The organism is Chromobacterium sp. Ag138 (assembly GCF_055181315.1).
On sequence record NZ_JBUPWA010000001.1, the window covers coordinates 2727440 to 2742719 of the forward strand.

At 65.6% G+C, this 15280-nt stretch carries 12 protein-coding genes and 1 pseudogene; 6 read left to right on the top strand and 7 right to left on the bottom strand.

The window, feature by feature from the left end:
* Window positions 1-261: 261 nt before the first annotated feature.
* From lpdA to ACY3GB_RS12585, 5 genes and pseudogenes are all read right to left on the bottom strand, one after another.
* Window positions 262-2061 (bottom strand): dihydrolipoyl dehydrogenase, encoded by a 1800-nt coding sequence (gene lpdA, locus ACY3GB_RS12565; protein WP_463089036.1) that lies wholly within the window; start codon window positions 2059-2061, stop codon window positions 262-264.
* 113 nt (window positions 2062-2174) lie between these two features.
* A pseudogene (aceF, locus tag ACY3GB_RS12570) lies at window positions 2175-3615 on the bottom strand (dihydrolipoyllysine-residue acetyltransferase).
* A gap of 120 nt (window positions 3616-3735) precedes the next feature.
* On the bottom strand, window positions 3736-6399 hold the full coding sequence (aceE, locus tag ACY3GB_RS12575) for a pyruvate dehydrogenase (acetyl-transferring), homodimeric type (RefSeq protein WP_463089037.1): 2664 nt from the start codon (window positions 6397-6399) through the stop codon (window positions 3736-3738).
* A gap of 300 nt (window positions 6400-6699) precedes the next feature.
* Window positions 6700-8151 carry a beta-barrel assembly-enhancing protease gene (locus ACY3GB_RS12580; protein WP_463089038.1) on the bottom strand — a complete coding sequence of 484 codons (1452 nt, stop codon included), beginning with the start codon at window positions 8149-8151 and terminating at the stop codon, window positions 6700-6702.
* Complete coding sequence (locus ACY3GB_RS12585; RefSeq protein ID WP_463089039.1) at window positions 8148-8297, bottom strand: hypothetical protein; 150 nt, start codon at window positions 8295-8297, stop codon at window positions 8148-8150. The genes ACY3GB_RS12580 and ACY3GB_RS12585 overlap by 4 nt, the downstream gene beginning before the upstream one ends.
* 133 nt (window positions 8298-8430) lie before the next feature.
* Between ACY3GB_RS12585 and ACY3GB_RS12590 the strand changes: the two genes are divergently transcribed.
* Together ACY3GB_RS12590 and ACY3GB_RS12595 are read left to right on the top strand one after the other, a co-directional pair.
* Complete coding sequence (locus ACY3GB_RS12590) at window positions 8431-9414, top strand: DUF2804 domain-containing protein (protein ID WP_463089040.1); 984 nt, start codon at window positions 8431-8433, stop codon at window positions 9412-9414.
* Between the two features lie 42 nt (window positions 9415-9456).
* Window positions 9457-10212, top strand: a complete 756-nt coding sequence (locus ACY3GB_RS12595; protein WP_463089041.1) for a hypothetical protein — start codon at window positions 9457-9459, stop codon at window positions 10210-10212.
* Between the two features lie 160 nt (window positions 10213-10372).
* Here the strand turns inward: ACY3GB_RS12595 and ACY3GB_RS12600 are convergent, their stop codons facing one another.
* Entirely contained in the window at window positions 10373-10933 is a 561-nt protein-coding gene (locus tag ACY3GB_RS12600) for an acetate uptake transporter (RefSeq protein ID WP_463089042.1), read from the bottom strand.
* Between the two features lie 570 nt (window positions 10934-11503).
* Here ACY3GB_RS12600 and ACY3GB_RS12605 point away from each other — a divergent pair.
* The 4 genes from ACY3GB_RS12605 to rlmH all read left to right on the top strand — a co-directional run bounded on the left by ACY3GB_RS12605 (window position 11504) and on the right by rlmH (window position 13704).
* Window positions 11504-12085 carry a beta-class carbonic anhydrase gene (locus ACY3GB_RS12605; RefSeq protein ID WP_463089043.1) on the top strand — a complete coding sequence of 194 codons (582 nt, stop codon included), beginning with the start codon at window positions 11504-11506 and terminating at the stop codon, window positions 12083-12085.
* A complete protein-coding gene (gene nadD, locus ACY3GB_RS12610; RefSeq protein ID WP_463089044.1) occupies window positions 12082-12720 on the top strand; it encodes a nicotinate-nucleotide adenylyltransferase in 639 nt (212 codons plus the stop codon). Before ACY3GB_RS12605 ends, nadD begins: the two co-directional genes overlap by 4 nt.
* A gap of 78 nt (window positions 12721-12798) precedes the next feature.
* Window positions 12799-13167, top strand: a complete 369-nt coding sequence (rsfS, locus tag ACY3GB_RS12615) for a ribosome silencing factor (RefSeq protein ID WP_021475654.1) — start codon at window positions 12799-12801, stop codon at window positions 13165-13167.
* Window positions 13168-13233: 66 nt separating this feature from the next.
* Window positions 13234-13704, top strand: a complete 471-nt coding sequence (gene rlmH / locus ACY3GB_RS12620; protein ID WP_463089045.1) for a 23S rRNA (pseudouridine(1915)-N(3))-methyltransferase RlmH — start codon at window positions 13234-13236, stop codon at window positions 13702-13704.
* A gap of 102 nt (window positions 13705-13806) precedes the next feature.
* On the opposite strand, the gene ACY3GB_RS12625 is transcribed toward rlmH, so the two are convergent.
* Window positions 13807-15280 (bottom strand): calcium-binding protein (locus ACY3GB_RS12625; RefSeq protein ID WP_463089046.1); only part of this gene is annotated, 1474 nt, incomplete at its 5' end.

Sequence of the window (15280 nt, forward strand, 5' to 3'; positions counted from 1 at the left end):
ATATTTTTAGATTAAAATTGATTAAAGTCCAAACATATAGAAGGAACATCAATCAAATATAATCAGTCATTTTTTATAAAAAATGACTGACCCAATTCGTAGGAATTTATCAGTCATAGCAATAGATAAAACAGCACTGCCCATTAAATCAGCGCCACCCACGAATGCATTTGTCATGATATTTATTGTAGACAAAAAGGGCAAGCCCCAAGGCTTGCCCTTTCTTAGTCTGATGGCGACCAAATGACCGCCGATCCAACCTTACTTCTTGCGTTGCGGCGGCAGGTCCGTGCAGGTGCCGTGCGCCACTTCCGCGGCCATGCCGATGGACTCGCCCATCGTCGGGTGCGGGTGGATGGTCTTGCCGATGTCGGTCGCGTCGCAACCCATCTCGATCGCCAGGCACACCTCGCCGATCATGTCGCCTGCGTGCGGGCCCACGATGCCGCCGCCGATGATCTGGTGGCTCTCGGCGTCGAAGATCAGCTTGGTGAAGCCTTCGTCGCGGCCGTTGGCGATGGCGCGGCCGGAGGCGGCCCACGGGAACACGCCCTTCTCGATCTTCAGGCCTTGCTTCTTGGCTTCGTCTTCGGTCACGCCCACCCAGGCCACTTCCGGGTCGGTGTAGGCCACGCCCGGAATCACGCGGGCGTCGAAGTAGGCCTTCTGGCCGGCGCAGTTTTCCGCCGCCACGTGGCCTTCATGCACGCCCTTGTGCGCCAGCATCGGCTGGCCGACGATGTCGCCGATGGCGAAGATGTGCGGCACGTTGGTGCGCTGCTGCTTGTCCACCTGGATGAAGCCGCGGTCGGTCACGGCGATGCCGGCGTTTTCCGCGCCGATCAGCTTGCCGTTCGGCGCGCGGCCGGTGGCGTACAGCACCAAGTCGTAGCGTTGCGGTTCTTTCGGGGCTTGCTCGCCCTCGAAAGTCACCCACACGCCGTCTTCCTTCGGCTCCACGGCCACGGTCTTGGTGTTCAGCATGATGTTGTCGAAGCGGTGGGCGTTCCACTTCTGCCATACCTTGACCAGGTCGCGGTCGGCGCCCTGCATCAGGCCGTCCAGCATTTCCACCACGTCCAGGCGCGCGCCCAGCGTGGAGTAGACGGTGCCCATTTCCAGGCCGATGATGCCGCCGCCGATGATCAGCATGCGCTTGGTCACGCCCTTCAGCTCCAGCGCGCCGGTGGAGTCCACCACGCGCGGGTCGTTCGGGATGAACGGCAGCTTCACCACGCGGGAACCGGCGGCGATGATGGCGTTCTTGAACTTGACGATCTTCTTCTCGCCGGACTCTTCGCGGCCTTTGCCGGTGGTCAGCGAGACTTCGATGTGGTGCGGGTCGATGAAGTGGCCGTTGCCGCGCACGATCTCCACCTTGCGCGCCTTGGCCATGCCGCCCAGGCCGCCGGTCAGCTTGGCGATGACCTTTTCCTTGTAGCCGCGCAGCATGTCGATGTCCACTTCCGGCTTGCCGAACTTGATGCCGTTGGCGGCCAGGTGGCTCACTTCGTCGATCACCGCGGCGTTGTGCAGCAGCGCCTTGGACGGGATGCAGCCCACGTTCAGGCACACGCCGCCCAGGGTGGCGTAACGCTCGACGATGACCACTTTCAGGCCCAGGTCGGCCGCGCGGAAGGCGGCGGAGTAACCGCCGGGGCCGCCGCCCAGCACCATCACGTCGCATTCCACGTCCGCGCCGCCGCTATGGCTGGCGGCGACCGGGGCGGCTTGCGGCGCGAAGCCGGCCTGGGTGGTGGCGGAAGCGACGCCGGTGGTTTCCACCGGCTTCACTTCAGCCGGAGCCGCGGCGGCTGCGCCGGCGGCTTCCAGGATGACGACCACGTCGCCTTCGGAGACTTTGCCGCCCACGGCGACGCGCACTTCCTTGACGATGCCGGCGGCTTCGGCCGGCACTTCCATGGTGGCTTTATCGGTTTCCAGCGTGATCAGGCTGGCTTCTTTTTCAATCACGTCGCCCGGCTTGACGAACACTTCGATCACGTCCACGTTGCTGTGGCCGCCGATGTCCGGGACTTTCAATTCGATCAGATTGCTCATGGCTTTCCATCCGTAGGGCGGAAGCCCCCTGCTTTACCGGGGGGGTTCCGCCGTATTGCGTGCGGCAAGGAGAAGGCGGAACGCCCCGGCAAGCCGAGGCTTCCGCCCTACCATTACAGGATCAGACGGCGCACGTCCGACAGCAGCTTGCCCAAGTGCACGGTGAAGCGCGCGGCGGCCGCGCCGTCGATCACGCGGTGATCGAAGGACAGGGACAGCGGGCACATCAGGCGCGGCGCGAACTCCTTGCCGTTCCACACCGGCTTGATCTGCGACTTGCAGACGCCGAGGATGGCCACTTCCGGCGCGTTGACGATAGGCGTGAAGCTGGTGCCGCCGATGCCGCCCAGCGACGAGATGGTGAAGGTCGCGCCTTGCATGTCGGTCGGCTTCAGCTTGCCTTCGCGGGCCAGCTTGGACAGGTCGGTCAGTTCCTGGGCGATCTGGCGCAGGCCCTTCTTGTCCGCGTCCTTGATCACCGGCACCACCAAGCCGTTAGGCGTGTCGGCGGCGAAGCCGATGTGGTAGTACTGCTTCAGCACCAGGTTGTCGCCGTCCAGCGAGCTGTTGAAGGTCGGGAAGGCCTTCAGCGCTTCGGCGGCGGCCTTGATGATGAAGGCCAGCGGGCTGATCTTCAGGCCGGACTTTTCCCATTCCTTGCCCACGGTCTTGCGGAAGTCTTCCAGCTCGGTGATGTCGCACTCGTCGTTGAACGTGACGTGCGGGATCATCACCCAGTTGCGCGACAGGTTGGCGCCGGAAATCTTCTGGATGCGGGACAGCGGCTTGGTTTCGATCGGGCCGAACTTGGCGAAGTCCACCTTCGGCCACGGCAGCAGGTCCAGACCCGCGCCGGAGCCCGCCGGCGCGGCGGCCGGGGCCAGAATAGCCGGGTTCTGCATCACGCCCTTGACGAAGGCCTTGACGTCGTCTTCGGTGACGCGGCCCTTGCGGCCGTTGCCCTTCACCTTGCCCAGGTCCACGCCCAGCTCGCGCGCCAGACGGCGCACGGACGGACCGGCGTGAGCCTTGGAGAAGGCGATTTCGTCGATGGCGGCGGACACGGCGGCGGCTACCGGCGCTACGGCCGGAGCAGCGGCAGGCGCGGCCGCAACCGGGGCCGGAGCGGCCGGGGCTGCTGCCGGAGCCGGCGCAGCGGCGGCCGGGGCGGAAGCGGCGACAGCGCCTTCCACCACCACGATCAGGTCGCCTTCGCTGACCTTGTCGCCCACCTTGATCTTCACTTCCACCACCTTGCCGGCGGCGGTGGCCGGCACTTCCATGGTGGCCTTGTCGGTTTCCAGCGTGATCAGGGTCGTCACGGCGTCTGCCCTGACGCACTTCGATACTGACCTTGTCGCCCACCTTGATCTTCACTTCCACCACCTTGCCGGCGGCGGTGGCCGGCACTTCCATGGTGGCCTTGTCGGTTTCCAGGGTGATCAGGGAGTCGTCCACGGACACGGTCTGGCCCGGGGCGATGAATACTTCGATGATGTCTACGTTGCTGTGACCGCCGATGTCGGGCACTTTCAGTTCGATCAGATTGCTCATGAGCTTTCCATTCGTAAGGCGGAAGCCCCTGTCGGGGCGTTCCGCCGGATATCCGCTACAGATTCGCTTGCCTTGCCAAAACGGAAGCTCCCGGCCTGGGCCGGGGCTTCCGTTCAGGAGTTACACCTTCCAGCTCGGCAGCTTGTCAGTCTTGATGCCGTACTTGGCGATGGCTTCGGCCACCTTGGCGCCTTCGATCTTGCCGTCGCGGGCCAGGGCGGACAGGGCCGCCAGCGCCACGTGGTAGCGATCCACCTCGAAGAAGGAGCGCAGGTTGGCGCGGCTGTCCGAGCGGCCGAAGCCGTCGGTGCCCAGCACGACATAGCGGCCCGGCACGTAGGCGCGGATCTGATCGGCGTAATTGCGGATGTAGTCGGTCGCGGCGATCACCGGGCCGTTGCGGCCGGCCAGCTGCTGCTCGACGTAGGAGGAGCGGGCCTCGGCGGTCGGGTTCAGCAGGTTGTGGCGCTCGGCTTCCATGCCGTCGCGGCGCAGCTGGTTGAAGGAGGTCACGCTCCAGATGTCGGCGCCGATGCCGAAATCGGCCTTCAGCAGATCGGCCGCGGCCATCACTTCGCGCAGGATGGTGCCGGAGCCCATCAGCTGCACCTTGACCTTGGCGTCGCCGCCGTCCTGCAGCAGGTACATGCCCTTCAGGATGCCCTCTTCCGCGCCTGCCGGCATCGCCGGGTGAACGTAGTTTTCGTTCATCAGGGTCAGGTAGTAGAAGACGTCTTCCTGCTCGGCGTACATGCGGCGCATGCCGTCCTGCACGATCACGGCCAGCTCGTAGGCGAAGGTCGGGTCGTAGCTGATGCAGTTCGGGATCAGGCCGGCCTGGATGTGGCTGTGGCCGTCTTCGTGCTGCAGGCCTTCGCCGTTCAGCGTGGTGCGGCCGGCGGTGCCGCCCAGCAGGAAGCCGCGGGCGCGCATGTCGCCGGCGGCCCAGGCCAGGTCGCCGATGCGCTGGAAGCCGAACATCGAGTAATAGATGTAGAACGGAATCATCGGCTGGCTGCTGTTGGCGTAGCTGGTCGCCGCGGCGATCCAGTCGGCCATCGCGCCCGGCTCGTTGATGCCTTCCTGCAGGATCTGGCCGTCCTTGGATTCCTTGTAGAACATCAGCTGGTCATGGTCCTGCGGCACATAGTTCTGACCCTGGGTGGACCAGATGCCGTATTGGCGGAACATGCCTTCCATGCCGAAGGTGCGGGACTCGTCCGGCACGATCGGAACCACGCGCTTGCCGATGTTCTTGTCCTTCATGATGGTGCCCAGCATGCGGACGAAGGCCATCGTGGTGGAGAACTCGCGGTCGCCCGACGACTGCAGCTGCGCGTCGAAGGCGGACAGTTCCGGCACCGCCAGCGGCTGGTTGACCGGATTGCGGGCCGGCAGGTAGCCGCCCAGCGCCGCGCGGCGTTCGCGCATGTACTTCATTTCCGGGCTGTCTTCGGCCGGCAGGTAGTACGGCACGTTCGGCAGGTCCTCGTCGGACACCGGGATGCCGAAGCGGTCGCGGAAATTACGCAGGCTGTCCAGGTCCATCTTCTTGGCCTGGTGGGCGATGTTCTTGGCTTCGCCGGACGCGCCCATGCCGTAACCCTTGATGGTCTTGGCCAGGATCACGGTCGGACGGCCGTTGGCGTTGTGGGTGGCCTCGTGGTAGGCAGCGTACACCTTGTGCGGGTCATGGCCGCCGCGATTGAGATTCCAGATCTCTTCGTCGGACATGTTGGCCACCATTTCGCGCAGCTCCGGGTACTTGCCGAAGAAGTGTTCGCGCACGTAGCCGCCGTCCTTGGACTTGAAGGTCTGGTAGTCGCCGTCCACGCACTCGTCCATGCGCTTCTTCAACAGGCCCTTGGTGTCCATGGCCAGCAGCGGGTCCCATCGGGAGCCCCAGATCACTTTCAGCACGTTCCAGCCCGAACCGCGGAAGTCGCCTTCCAGTTCCTGGATGATCTTGCCGTTGCCGCGCACCGGACCGTCCAGGCGCTGCAGGTTGCAGTTGATCACGAACACCAGGTTGTCCAGGCCTTCGCGGGCGGCCATGGCGATCGCGCCCAGCGATTCCGGCTCGTCCATCTCGCCGTCGCCGCAGAAACACCACACCTTGCGGCCCATGGTCTTGGCCAGACCGCGGCTTTCCAGGTACTTCAGGAAGCGGGCTTGGTAGATGGCCATCAGCGGGCCCAGGCCCATGGAGACGGTCGGGAACTGCCAGAAGTCCTTCATCAGCCACGGGTGCGGATAGGAGGACAGGCCCTTGCCGTCCACTTCCTGTCGGAAGTTGTCCATCTGGTCGGCGGTCAGGCGGCCTTCCATGAAGGCGCGGGAATACACGCCCGGGGCGATGTGGCCCTGGAAGTAGATCAGGTCGCCGTCCTGGTTTTCATTCTGGGCGCGCCAGAAATGGTTGAAACCGACGTCGTACAACGTGGCGGAGGACTGGAAGGACGCGATGTGGCCGCCCAGCTCCAGATCCTTCTTGCCGGCGCGCAGCACCATGGCGGCCGCGTTCCAGCGGTTGATCGAGCGGATGCGATGCTCCATCTCGTGGTTGCCCGGGGACTTGGCTTCTTTGCCAACCGGGATGGTGTTCTGGTACGCGGTGGTGGCATCGAACGGCAGGTGGGCGCCGCGGCGGCGGGTGCGCTCGACCATGGTCTCCAGCAGGAAGTGCGCGCGTTCTGCGCCTTCGTTGTCCAGCACCGATTCCAGCGCTTCAGTCCACTCCTGGGTTTCCAACGGATCGATATCGTCAGGGAAAGTTGCAGCCATCTCTGGTCCTCACAGCGGGTGACTTCGGGGACCGAGTCTCGAAGCGGCCGGCCCCGCGTTTATGCTATCGGCTCGGAAGCGAGCCAATGATTTGATTTGCGATTATAAACGAACAGTTTCGCAAATAAAAATGTTCATTTTCGAATGAGCATCGTGCGACCACGCCAGTGTACGACTGGATGGATTCGCAAAGGAATAGCCGTCGACAGCTAAGACAGCTGGAAGTCGCGAAAAAAACGGATGCTGCGCCGCATCATGTTGTTTTTTTGCGATAAACAACGCGATCCTGAAACAATTGTTTCAATTTCGCGCAGCCTTGCGCTCCTCCTTGGCCAGCTTCTCCACCTCGCGCAGACGGGCTTCCAGCATGGATCTCAAGTAGAAGTCGTCGCCCTTGGCCTTGCCGGCCAGCTGGTACTGCTCCAGCGCCGCGCCGTAGCGTTGTTCGTAATAGAACGCATTGCCCAAGGCGGCGTGGTAGCGCAGCGGGTCCTTGTCGGCGTACAGCTTGGCCTCGCGCCGATACAGCGCCGGATCGTCGCGCCGGTTGTCCAGCAACTGGCGCAGCTGCCCCTGGGCCGCCTTGCGGTCGCCGCCATCCAGCGCGGCGTCCAGCAGGGCCAGTTGCAGCGACTCGCTGCGCGGGAAAACCGACAGGCCCTCGCTGGCGGCGCGGGTGGCGGCGGCCCAGTCGCGGCCGTCGCGGGCGATCTCCACCTCCAGCCCGTACAGCATCGGATTGTCCGGCAGCTTGGCGCGGGCCTTGGCCAAGGCCTCGCTGGCGCCCTTGCGGTCATGCTGCAGCAACTTGGCGCGCGCCAGGCCATACCAATTTGCGCCTTCGCTGAGGAACAAGCCGCGCTGCAGCGCGCTGTCGTAATGGGCCACCGCCTCTTCCGGCGACATGGTCAGCGTGCGCAGCTTCTCGCGCACCAGCAGGTAGTCGACGCTGTCGGCGCGCATCCGCACCGGGTAGTCCAGCGCGCGGTTCTGCGCCTCGCTGATCCGCTCCAGTGTCACCGGGTGGGTGCGCAAAAAGGCGTAGGCGGTGTTGTCGCTGTAGCGGCTGGCCTGCTCCAGCCGCTGGAAGAACGACGCCATGTAGCGCACGTCGAAGCCGGCGGCGCCCATGTATTGCATGCCGACGCGGTCCGCCTCGCGCTCGAAATCGCGCGAGAACGCCAGCTGCCGGGAAATGGACAGGCCCATGCCGGCCGACACCGCGCCCATCGCGCCCTCGCCGCTGCCGGCCTTGGCCGCCAGCGCGGCGGCGACGATGGTGCCCAGCAGCAGCAAGGGACTGGTGGCGCTGTTGGCCGCCTGCATCCGCGCGATGTGGCGCTGGGCGACGTGGGCGGTTTCGTGGCCGAGCACGGCGGCCAGCTCGCCTTCGCTCTGGGAGGCCAGCATCAGGCCGATATTGATGCCGACATAGCCGCCGGGCATGGCGAAAGCGTTGATGCCGGGATCGGCGACGCAAAAATAAGTGAAGCGGACGCCCGGCACCGCGGCCGCCGCGGCCAGCCGGCCGCCGATGCCGTTCAGATAGGCGTTGACTTCGGGGTCGTCCACCACGTCTCCGGCTTCCCGCATCGCGCGCAGCGCGTCGCGGCCGATGCGCGCCTCGTCGGACAATGACAGCGAGGCGTCGGAAATCTCGCCCAGATCGGGCAGATCGGCGCGGACGGTCAGCGGCTGGGCCAGAGTCGAGGCCAGCAGCGCGCACAGCAGGCGTTTCTTCGCGAAGCTCATGGCAGCCGCGCGCGGATCAGGCCGGCATCGGCGAAGCCGCGCGCAACGTTGAGCAATTGCACCCACTCGCCATGATGGAGGGGTTCATTCGGGCTTTCCGCACGGGGCGGTTTCTGCAACGCGGACAGCGGGCGGCTTTTCATCATAGGGCTTATGATAGCCGCGAACGATGCGAAATGGCATGCGCGCAATTGTGCGCAATGTTAAACAATTGTAGCGCGCAGCCATGACGATCGGATTCCGCTAGACTCGATCGCATCCCCCTACCGGTGCCCCGCCATGCCCACACTGCCCTCCGCCCCGATCCGCCTCACCGCTCCGGATGGCCGCGCCGCCTTCGGCGTCTATCAGGGCATCGTGCCCGAGCTGAGCTGGCAGGCGCTGGCGCTGACGCCGCTGCAGCGCTTGTCGCGCAAGCTGCACCACAAACGCTGGCAGTACGCTGCCCTCGCCCACGACGATTTCCTGATCGCCGCCGCCGTGGTGGACGTGGGCTGGAACGGCACCGCGTTCGCCTACCTGTTCGATCGCAAGCAGGGGAAAGTGGTGGCCGCCGCCAGCGCCAACGGCCTGCCCGGCGTCGGCGTCAGCATCGCCGACCGCGCCTTCGGCGACGCCCGTTTCCGCTTCCCCGGCAAGCGCTTCGCTTTCGCGCGCGCCGGCGACGCACTGCGCCTGAGCGTGGCCAGCCGCGAACTGAGCCTGGACGCGGAAATCGACCTCTCCGCGATGCCGCCGGTGCTGGCGGTGGTGGCGCCGGCCAATTACCTGGCCCACAGCACCCACAAAAGCGGCGGCTTGCCGGCGCGCGGCGAGGCGCGCTGCGCGGCCGGGCGCTACGATCTGTCCGCCGCCACCGCCTCGCTCGACTACTCCAACGGCCTGTTGGCCCGCGAAACCCGCTGGCGTTGGGCCAGCGCGCACGGCGCCGGCGTCGGCTTCAATCTGCAGCAAGGCTATATGGGCAGCGAGGAAAACGCGGTGTGGCGGGACGGGCGGCTGTGGCGCGTCGGCGCGGCGACGTTCGACTACCAGGCGGAAAACCCGCTCGCGCCATGGCGCATCCGCAGCGACGACGGCATGGTGGACCTGGTCTTCACGCCGGAAGGCGCGCGGCGGGAAGACAAGAATCTGATCATCGCCGCCAGCCGCTACGTGCAGCCGGTAGGCCGCTTCGACGGCGAACTGATCGACCCCGACGGCGCGCGCCACGCGGTGCGCGCGCTGGCCGGCGTCACCGAGGACCACGTCTCGCGCTGGTAAGGCTGCGCGGCTCACCGAAAGACTTTGGAACAGGCTCTTGAAATGCTGCTGTTGAAACTGCTGCTGGTGCCGGCGCTGATCTGGCTGATCAGCGCCGCCGCCAGAAAATGGGGGCCGGGCGTGGCCGGCGCGCTGGCTGGCTTTCCGGTGATCACCGGCTCCATCCTGCTGATCCTGACGCTGGAGCAAGGGCCGGACTTCGCCCGCCAGGCGGCGCTGGCCTCGGCGCTGGGCGCCGCCGCCAACGTGGTGTTCGGCATCGCCTACAGTTGGGCCACCCTGCGCTGGCGCTGGCCGCAGTGCCTGGCGCTGGGGGTGTCCGGCTACGCGCTCGCCGTCGCCGCCAGCCAGGCCGCGGCGCTGCCGCCGTGGCACGCGGCGTTGCTGGGCCTGGCCTTCCTGCCCTTGGCCGGCTTCCTGTTTCCCGCTCCGCCCGCCACCGCGAACCTCCTTTCCCGCGAAGCCGGCATGGCGCCGCGCATGGCGGCCGGCGCGCTGCTGGTGTTGATCATCACCAGCCTGTCGCAACGGCTGGGGCCGGCGCTCAGCGGCGTGCTGGCGGTGTTTCCGGTGCTGGCCAGCGTGCTGGGCGTCTTCACCCACGCCAATGCCGGCCCCGCCGCCGCCATCCGCCTGCTGCGCGGCATGGTGCGCGGCTTCTACGCCTTCATCGCCTTCTGCCTGGCGCTGGCCGGCGCGCTGGATGCGCTGCGGCCGGCCGCCGCTTTTCTGCTGGCGCTGAGCCTGGCGATATTGGTGCAGCTGGCGGTGATGTGGCTGGGCCGGCATCGCCACTGAGAGCGGCTATGATGCTGCGTTGCGCCGACTTGCCGTACTGCTTGCGCTGTCTGCGTCGGCGCGCCTTGCCTCAGCCGTCAAACCGAGTTTTGTTAGCCACTCTCGGCCGGCAATAAAAAACGCCCCACGCGGGGCGTCGGAATGCGGGAGCGGATCGCGTTCAGCGCGCGCCCACCGGCCATACGGTGCGGCCGTATTGCTCGTTCAGCACGGTGGCCATCGCCAGATAGATGGCGCTGGCGCCGCAGACGATGCCCTCGAAGCCGGCGATGACGCCGATCAGCTTGCTGCCGGTGAAGTCACGGGCGGCCAGCAGGAAGAACAGCACGGTCAGCGAGGCGAACACGAACTGCTTGACCCGAGGGTAATTGACGGTGCCCGCCAGCATGAACAGCGTGAACACGCCCCACATCAACAGGTACCAGCCCATATAGCCTTCCGGCGTCGGGTCGGCCAGGCCGGTCTTGGGCAGCACGATCAGCAGCACCAGGCTCAGCCAGAACAAGCCATAGGACAGAAAGGCGGTGACGCCGAAGGTGTTGCCGCGGCCGAACTCCATGATGCCTGCGACGATCTGCGCCAGGCCGCCGTAGCACAGTCCCATCGCCAGGATCATCGCGCTGATCGGATAAAAGCCGGCGTTGTGGATATTGAGAAGAATGGTGGTCATGCCGAAGCCCATCAGGCCCAGCGGGGCCGGGTTGGCCAGTTTTTCGTTCACGAAACGCTCCAGAATAAGCAAGCAGTAATAAGAGCCTGTTCACGATCTTTTTCCGGCAGCGACTGTTGTCTGCCGGATGCAGGGCGCGAAAAACGGCCCGCCGCAGTGTCATTCACTGCCAGGGGCGTTTGACAAAGCCATGCACCGGTAGAAAACAGTCCCGGAGGGCAGCCCAAGCAGAAGATCATCTGCCGCGTTGTCGGGTTGAGCCTTGGAATGACCAAGGCTTGCACCCTCCGCCTTGCATCTGGTCTTCTGCTTGGGCTGCGCTGCTCGAAAAAAGATCGTGAACAGGCTCTAAAGGAGGCGCGATTCTAGGCAAGCCGGTCCGGCGCGGCAAGGAGATTCGTCAAACCTTGTATAATTAGCATAAGGACCAACTCCGCTTGTAATCGCCGCCTTCGCCCCCACCTGCATAGACCGGTTCAGCCGCGAATTTCTGTCCCGACTCCGCCGACTGGTGGTAGCATGCCGCCCGGAATAGAGCAAAGCCTCCAGAGCGAATTCACCTATGCGCCCGCCGGACGCACAGGTGAATCCGTCCCGCTATCCGCACAGGAAACCGTATCCATGGACCGACTGAATACCCTGCTCGAGCACAACCGCGCCTTCGTGGAAAACCGCGAATACGAGCAATACAAGACCGACAAGTTTCCCGGCAAGGGCCTGGCCATCCTGGCCTGCATGGATGCCCGCATGGTGGAGCTGCTGCCCAAGGCGATGGGCCTGAAGAACGGCGACGCCAAGCTGATCAAGAATGCCGGCGCGCTGATCACTCATCCCTGGGGCTCGGTGATGCGCAGCCTGATCATGGCGGTGTACGAATTGCGCGCCGACGAGATCTGCGTGGTCGCCCACCGCGACTGCGGCATGCGCGCCGTCGATCCGCAGCGCGTGCTGAACCACGCGATGGAGCGCGGCGTGTCGGAAGACACCATCGCCACCCTGCGCGCGGCCGGCATCGATCTGGACGGCTGGCTGAAGGGCTTCGACAACGTGTCAGACAGCGTGCGCCACACCGTGCAGACCATTCGCAACCACCCGTTGATGCCCAAGGACGTTCCGGTGCACGGCATGGTGATCCACCCGTCCACCGGCCGGCTGGAAGTGGTGATCAACGGCTACGGCGACGAGGAAGCGCCGGCGGCATGAACGCCCGCGTCGGCGTGTTCGGCGGCACTTTCGACCCCGTCCACCACGCCCACCTGCGCATGGCGCGCGCCTTCGCCGACGAGCTGGCGCTCGACGAAGTCAGGCTGATCCCCGCCGGCCAGCCCTACCACCGGGTGGAAGGTCCGCGCGCCAGCGCCGCGCAACGCCTGGACATGGTGAGACTGGCCATCGCCGCCGACGCCAGGCTGACGGTGGACGAGCGCGAAATCCGCCGCCACCGCCCGGCCTATACCGTGGACACCCTGCGCGAACTGCGCGCCGAATTGGGCGCCGCCGCCCAGCTGTGGTTTCTGGTCGGCGGCGACTCGCTGGCGGCGCTGTCCTCGTGGAAGGATTGGCGCGAGCTGTTCCGCCTCGCTAACCTCGCCGTCGCGATGCGGCCCGGCTTCGATCCAGCCACCCTCCCACCCGAAGTCCGCCAGGAATGGCAGGCCCGCCAAGTATCTGATTTTTCAAATCGAACGGCTTCCGGTACAATCCGCCCCCTGGCCCTCCCGCCGCTCGATCTGTCCGCCACCCGCCTGAGGGCCCAGCTGGCCGCCGACGAGCCGGTGGAAGGTCTGATCGATCCCGCCGTGCTGGCTTACATCCGCCGGCAGCGGCTATACCGGTAGGGCACCGCCCTACCCGCTCTTTTTGGTACCTCTTGCCGGCGCCTGTGCCTGCTATGTACCGGCACAGGAAAAGGAATCATGGAAATTCAAGAAATCAGCAAACTGGCCGTAGAGGCTCTGGAAGACGTCAAGGGCAAGGACATCATCGAACTGGATACCAGCGAGCTCACCTCGCTGTTCCAACGCATGATCGTCGCCACCGGCGACTCCAACCGCCAGGTGAAGGCGCTGGCCAACAGCGTGCAGGTGAAACTGAAGGAAGCCGGCGTGGACATCGTCGGCAGCGAAGGCCACGAAAGCGGCGAATGGGTGCTGGTGGACGCCGGCGACGTGGTGGTGCATGTGATGCTGCCCGCCGTGCGCGACTACTACGACATCGAGGCGCTGTGGGGCGGCCAGAAGCCGAGCTTCGCGCTGGGCGCCGCCAAGCCGTGGTCGGCGGTATAAGCTGACCGGACAAGGGCGGGCTCTTCCCGCCCTTTCGTTTTTCCCCCTCCGCACAAGCCCTTCCCGATGAAAATCACCATACTCGCCGTCGGCACCAAGATGCCGCGCTGGGTCGACGAGGCCTATACCGATTACGCCAAGCGCTTCGGCCGCGACATCGCGCTGGAACTGAAAGAGATCAAGCCGGAGAAGCGCGGCGGCGGCGTCACCGCCGAAAAGGGCATCGCCGCCGAGCACGAGCGGCTGATCGCCGCCATCCAGCCGCGCGCGCGGCTGGTGGTGATGGACGAGCGCGGCAAGAACTGGACCTCGGTCAAGCTGGCCGAGGGCTTGAAGGAGTGGATGGCCGGCGGCGACGACGTGGTGTTCGTCATCGGCGGCGCCGATGGCCTGTCGCAAGAGCTGAAGCAGCGCGCCGACGTGCTGCTTCAATTGTCGGCGATGACATTGCCCCACGGCATGGTGCGGGTGATGCTGGCCGAGCAGATCTACCGCGCCTACTCGATACTCAACAACCACCCTTATCATCGCGAATAGCGCGCCGTCGCTCCTCGATGAAAACAGCCCCGCGGCCTGAGCCGACGGGGCTGTCGTTTTTTGCGGCCCAGCCGCGCGCAAGGCGCGGCGGAGACTACGCGCTTACTTCCAGCTGGACGCCATCACCGGCTGCAACGCCGCTTGGTAATCGGCCGGCAACGTCATCTGGCCCGCCGCCGGCGGGTTGAACGCCGCCATCGCGGTCACCAGCGCCTGCACCTGCGAAGCCGCCAGCGCCTTGCCGTCGCCGGAGCGGATGGTTTCCAGCTGGTTGGCGGCATTGCCGAACCAGTTGTCCACCACCACCTTGTCCCCGCCGCCGATCACGCTGACTTCCAGGCTGTTGTTCTGCTTGCGGAACCACAGCTGGTCGGCGTTGACGCCCGGGTCGAACTCCAGCGCGTCCTGCCCGCCGGAGTCCTGCACCAGATCCGCGCCGTCGCCGCGGCCGAAACGGTAGGTGTCGTTGCCGTTACCGCCATTCAGCGTATCGTTGCCGATGCCACCGCGCAGGGTGTCATTGCCGTCTTCGCCGAACAAGCCGTCGTCGCCCGCGCCGCCTTCCAGCAGGTCGTTGCCGACCCCGCCGTACAGCGAGTCGTTGCCGCCGTTGCCCTGGATCCAGTCGTCGACGTCGCCGCCGCGCAGCGTGTCGCCCAGCTCGGTGCCCACCAGCGGCACGCCCTGCTTCATCAGCTGGTCGGCCGTCCACTTCACGCCGCTGGCGAAGGTGATCTGCTCGATCCAGTACAGCTGGTTGGCGAACCAGTCTTTCACCGTCACGCTGTCCCGGCCGTTGATGTGGCGGAACACCATGTCGTTGCCGCTGCGCACCGCCTGGATGTCGCTTTCCTTGATGTCGGCGCCGAAGACCAGTTCATCGCGGTACGAGTCTTCCGCGCTGACGCGGTAGGCCTTGTCGATGATCACGTCCTGACCATCGCCCAGATTGAACAGGTAGACGTCGCGGCCGTAGCTGCCGGTCAGCGTGTCGTTGCCGGTGCCGCCTTCGAACACGTTGTTCCAGCCGGCCCAGGCCGCCGTCAGCACATCGTTGCCGGCGCCGCCGCGCAGCGTGTCGCGCTCTTCCCGCCAGTCGTTGCCGTCGATCCGGCCGCCGATGATGACATCGTCGCCGTCGCCGCCTTCCAGCAGGTCCGCGCCGTTGCCGCCGTTCAGCGTGTCGTTGCCGATGCCGCCGCGCAGCGTGTCGTTGCCGTCTTCGCCGTACAGGCCGTCGTCGCCCGCGCCGCCTTCCAGCAGGTCGTTGCCGACCCCGCCGTACAGCGAGTCGTTGCCGCCGTTGCCCTGGATCCAGTCGTCGACGTCGCCGCCGCGCAGCGTGTCGCCCAGCTCGGTGCCCACCAGCGGCACGCCCTGCTTCATCAGCTGGTCGGCCGTCCACTTCACGCCGCTGGCGAAGGTGATCTGCTCGATCCAGTACAGCTGGTTGGCGAACCAGTCTTTCACCGTCACGCTGTCCCGGCCGTTGATGTGGCGGAACACCATGTCGTTGCCGCTGCGCACCGCCTGGATGTCGCTTTCCTTGATGTCGGCGCCGAAGACCAGTTCATCG

Excerpts from the sequence above, each read along its gene's own strand:
- rlmH (WP_463089045.1), top strand. The coding sequence starts at position 13,234 with ATGAAAATCACCATACTCGCCGTCGGCACCAAGATGCCGCGCTGGGTC.
- rsfS (WP_021475654.1), top strand. The coding sequence starts at position 12,799 with ATGGAAATTCAAGAAATCAGCAAACTGGCCGTAGAGGCTCTGGAAGAC.
- ACY3GB_RS12585 (WP_463089039.1), bottom strand. The coding sequence starts at position 8,297 with ATGATGAAAAGCCGCCCGCTGTCCGCGTTGCAGAAACCGCCCCGTGCG.
- ACY3GB_RS12595 (WP_463089041.1), top strand. The coding sequence starts at position 9,457 with ATGCTGCTGTTGAAACTGCTGCTGGTGCCGGCGCTGATCTGGCTGATC.
- ACY3GB_RS12590 (WP_463089040.1), top strand. The coding sequence starts at position 8,431 with ATGCCCACACTGCCCTCCGCCCCGATCCGCCTCACCGCTCCGGATGGC.
- ACY3GB_RS12605 (WP_463089043.1), top strand. The coding sequence starts at position 11,504 with ATGGACCGACTGAATACCCTGCTCGAGCACAACCGCGCCTTCGTGGAA.
- ACY3GB_RS12580 (WP_463089038.1), bottom strand. The coding sequence starts at position 8,151 with ATGAGCTTCGCGAAGAAACGCCTGCTGTGCGCGCTGCTGGCCTCGACT.
- lpdA (WP_463089036.1), bottom strand. The coding sequence starts at position 2,061 with ATGAGCAATCTGATCGAATTGAAAGTCCCGGACATCGGCGGCCACAGC.
- aceE (WP_463089037.1), bottom strand. The coding sequence starts at position 6,399 with ATGGCTGCAACTTTCCCTGACGATATCGATCCGTTGGAAACCCAGGAG.
- nadD (WP_463089044.1), top strand. The coding sequence starts at position 12,082 with ATGAACGCCCGCGTCGGCGTGTTCGGCGGCACTTTCGACCCCGTCCAC.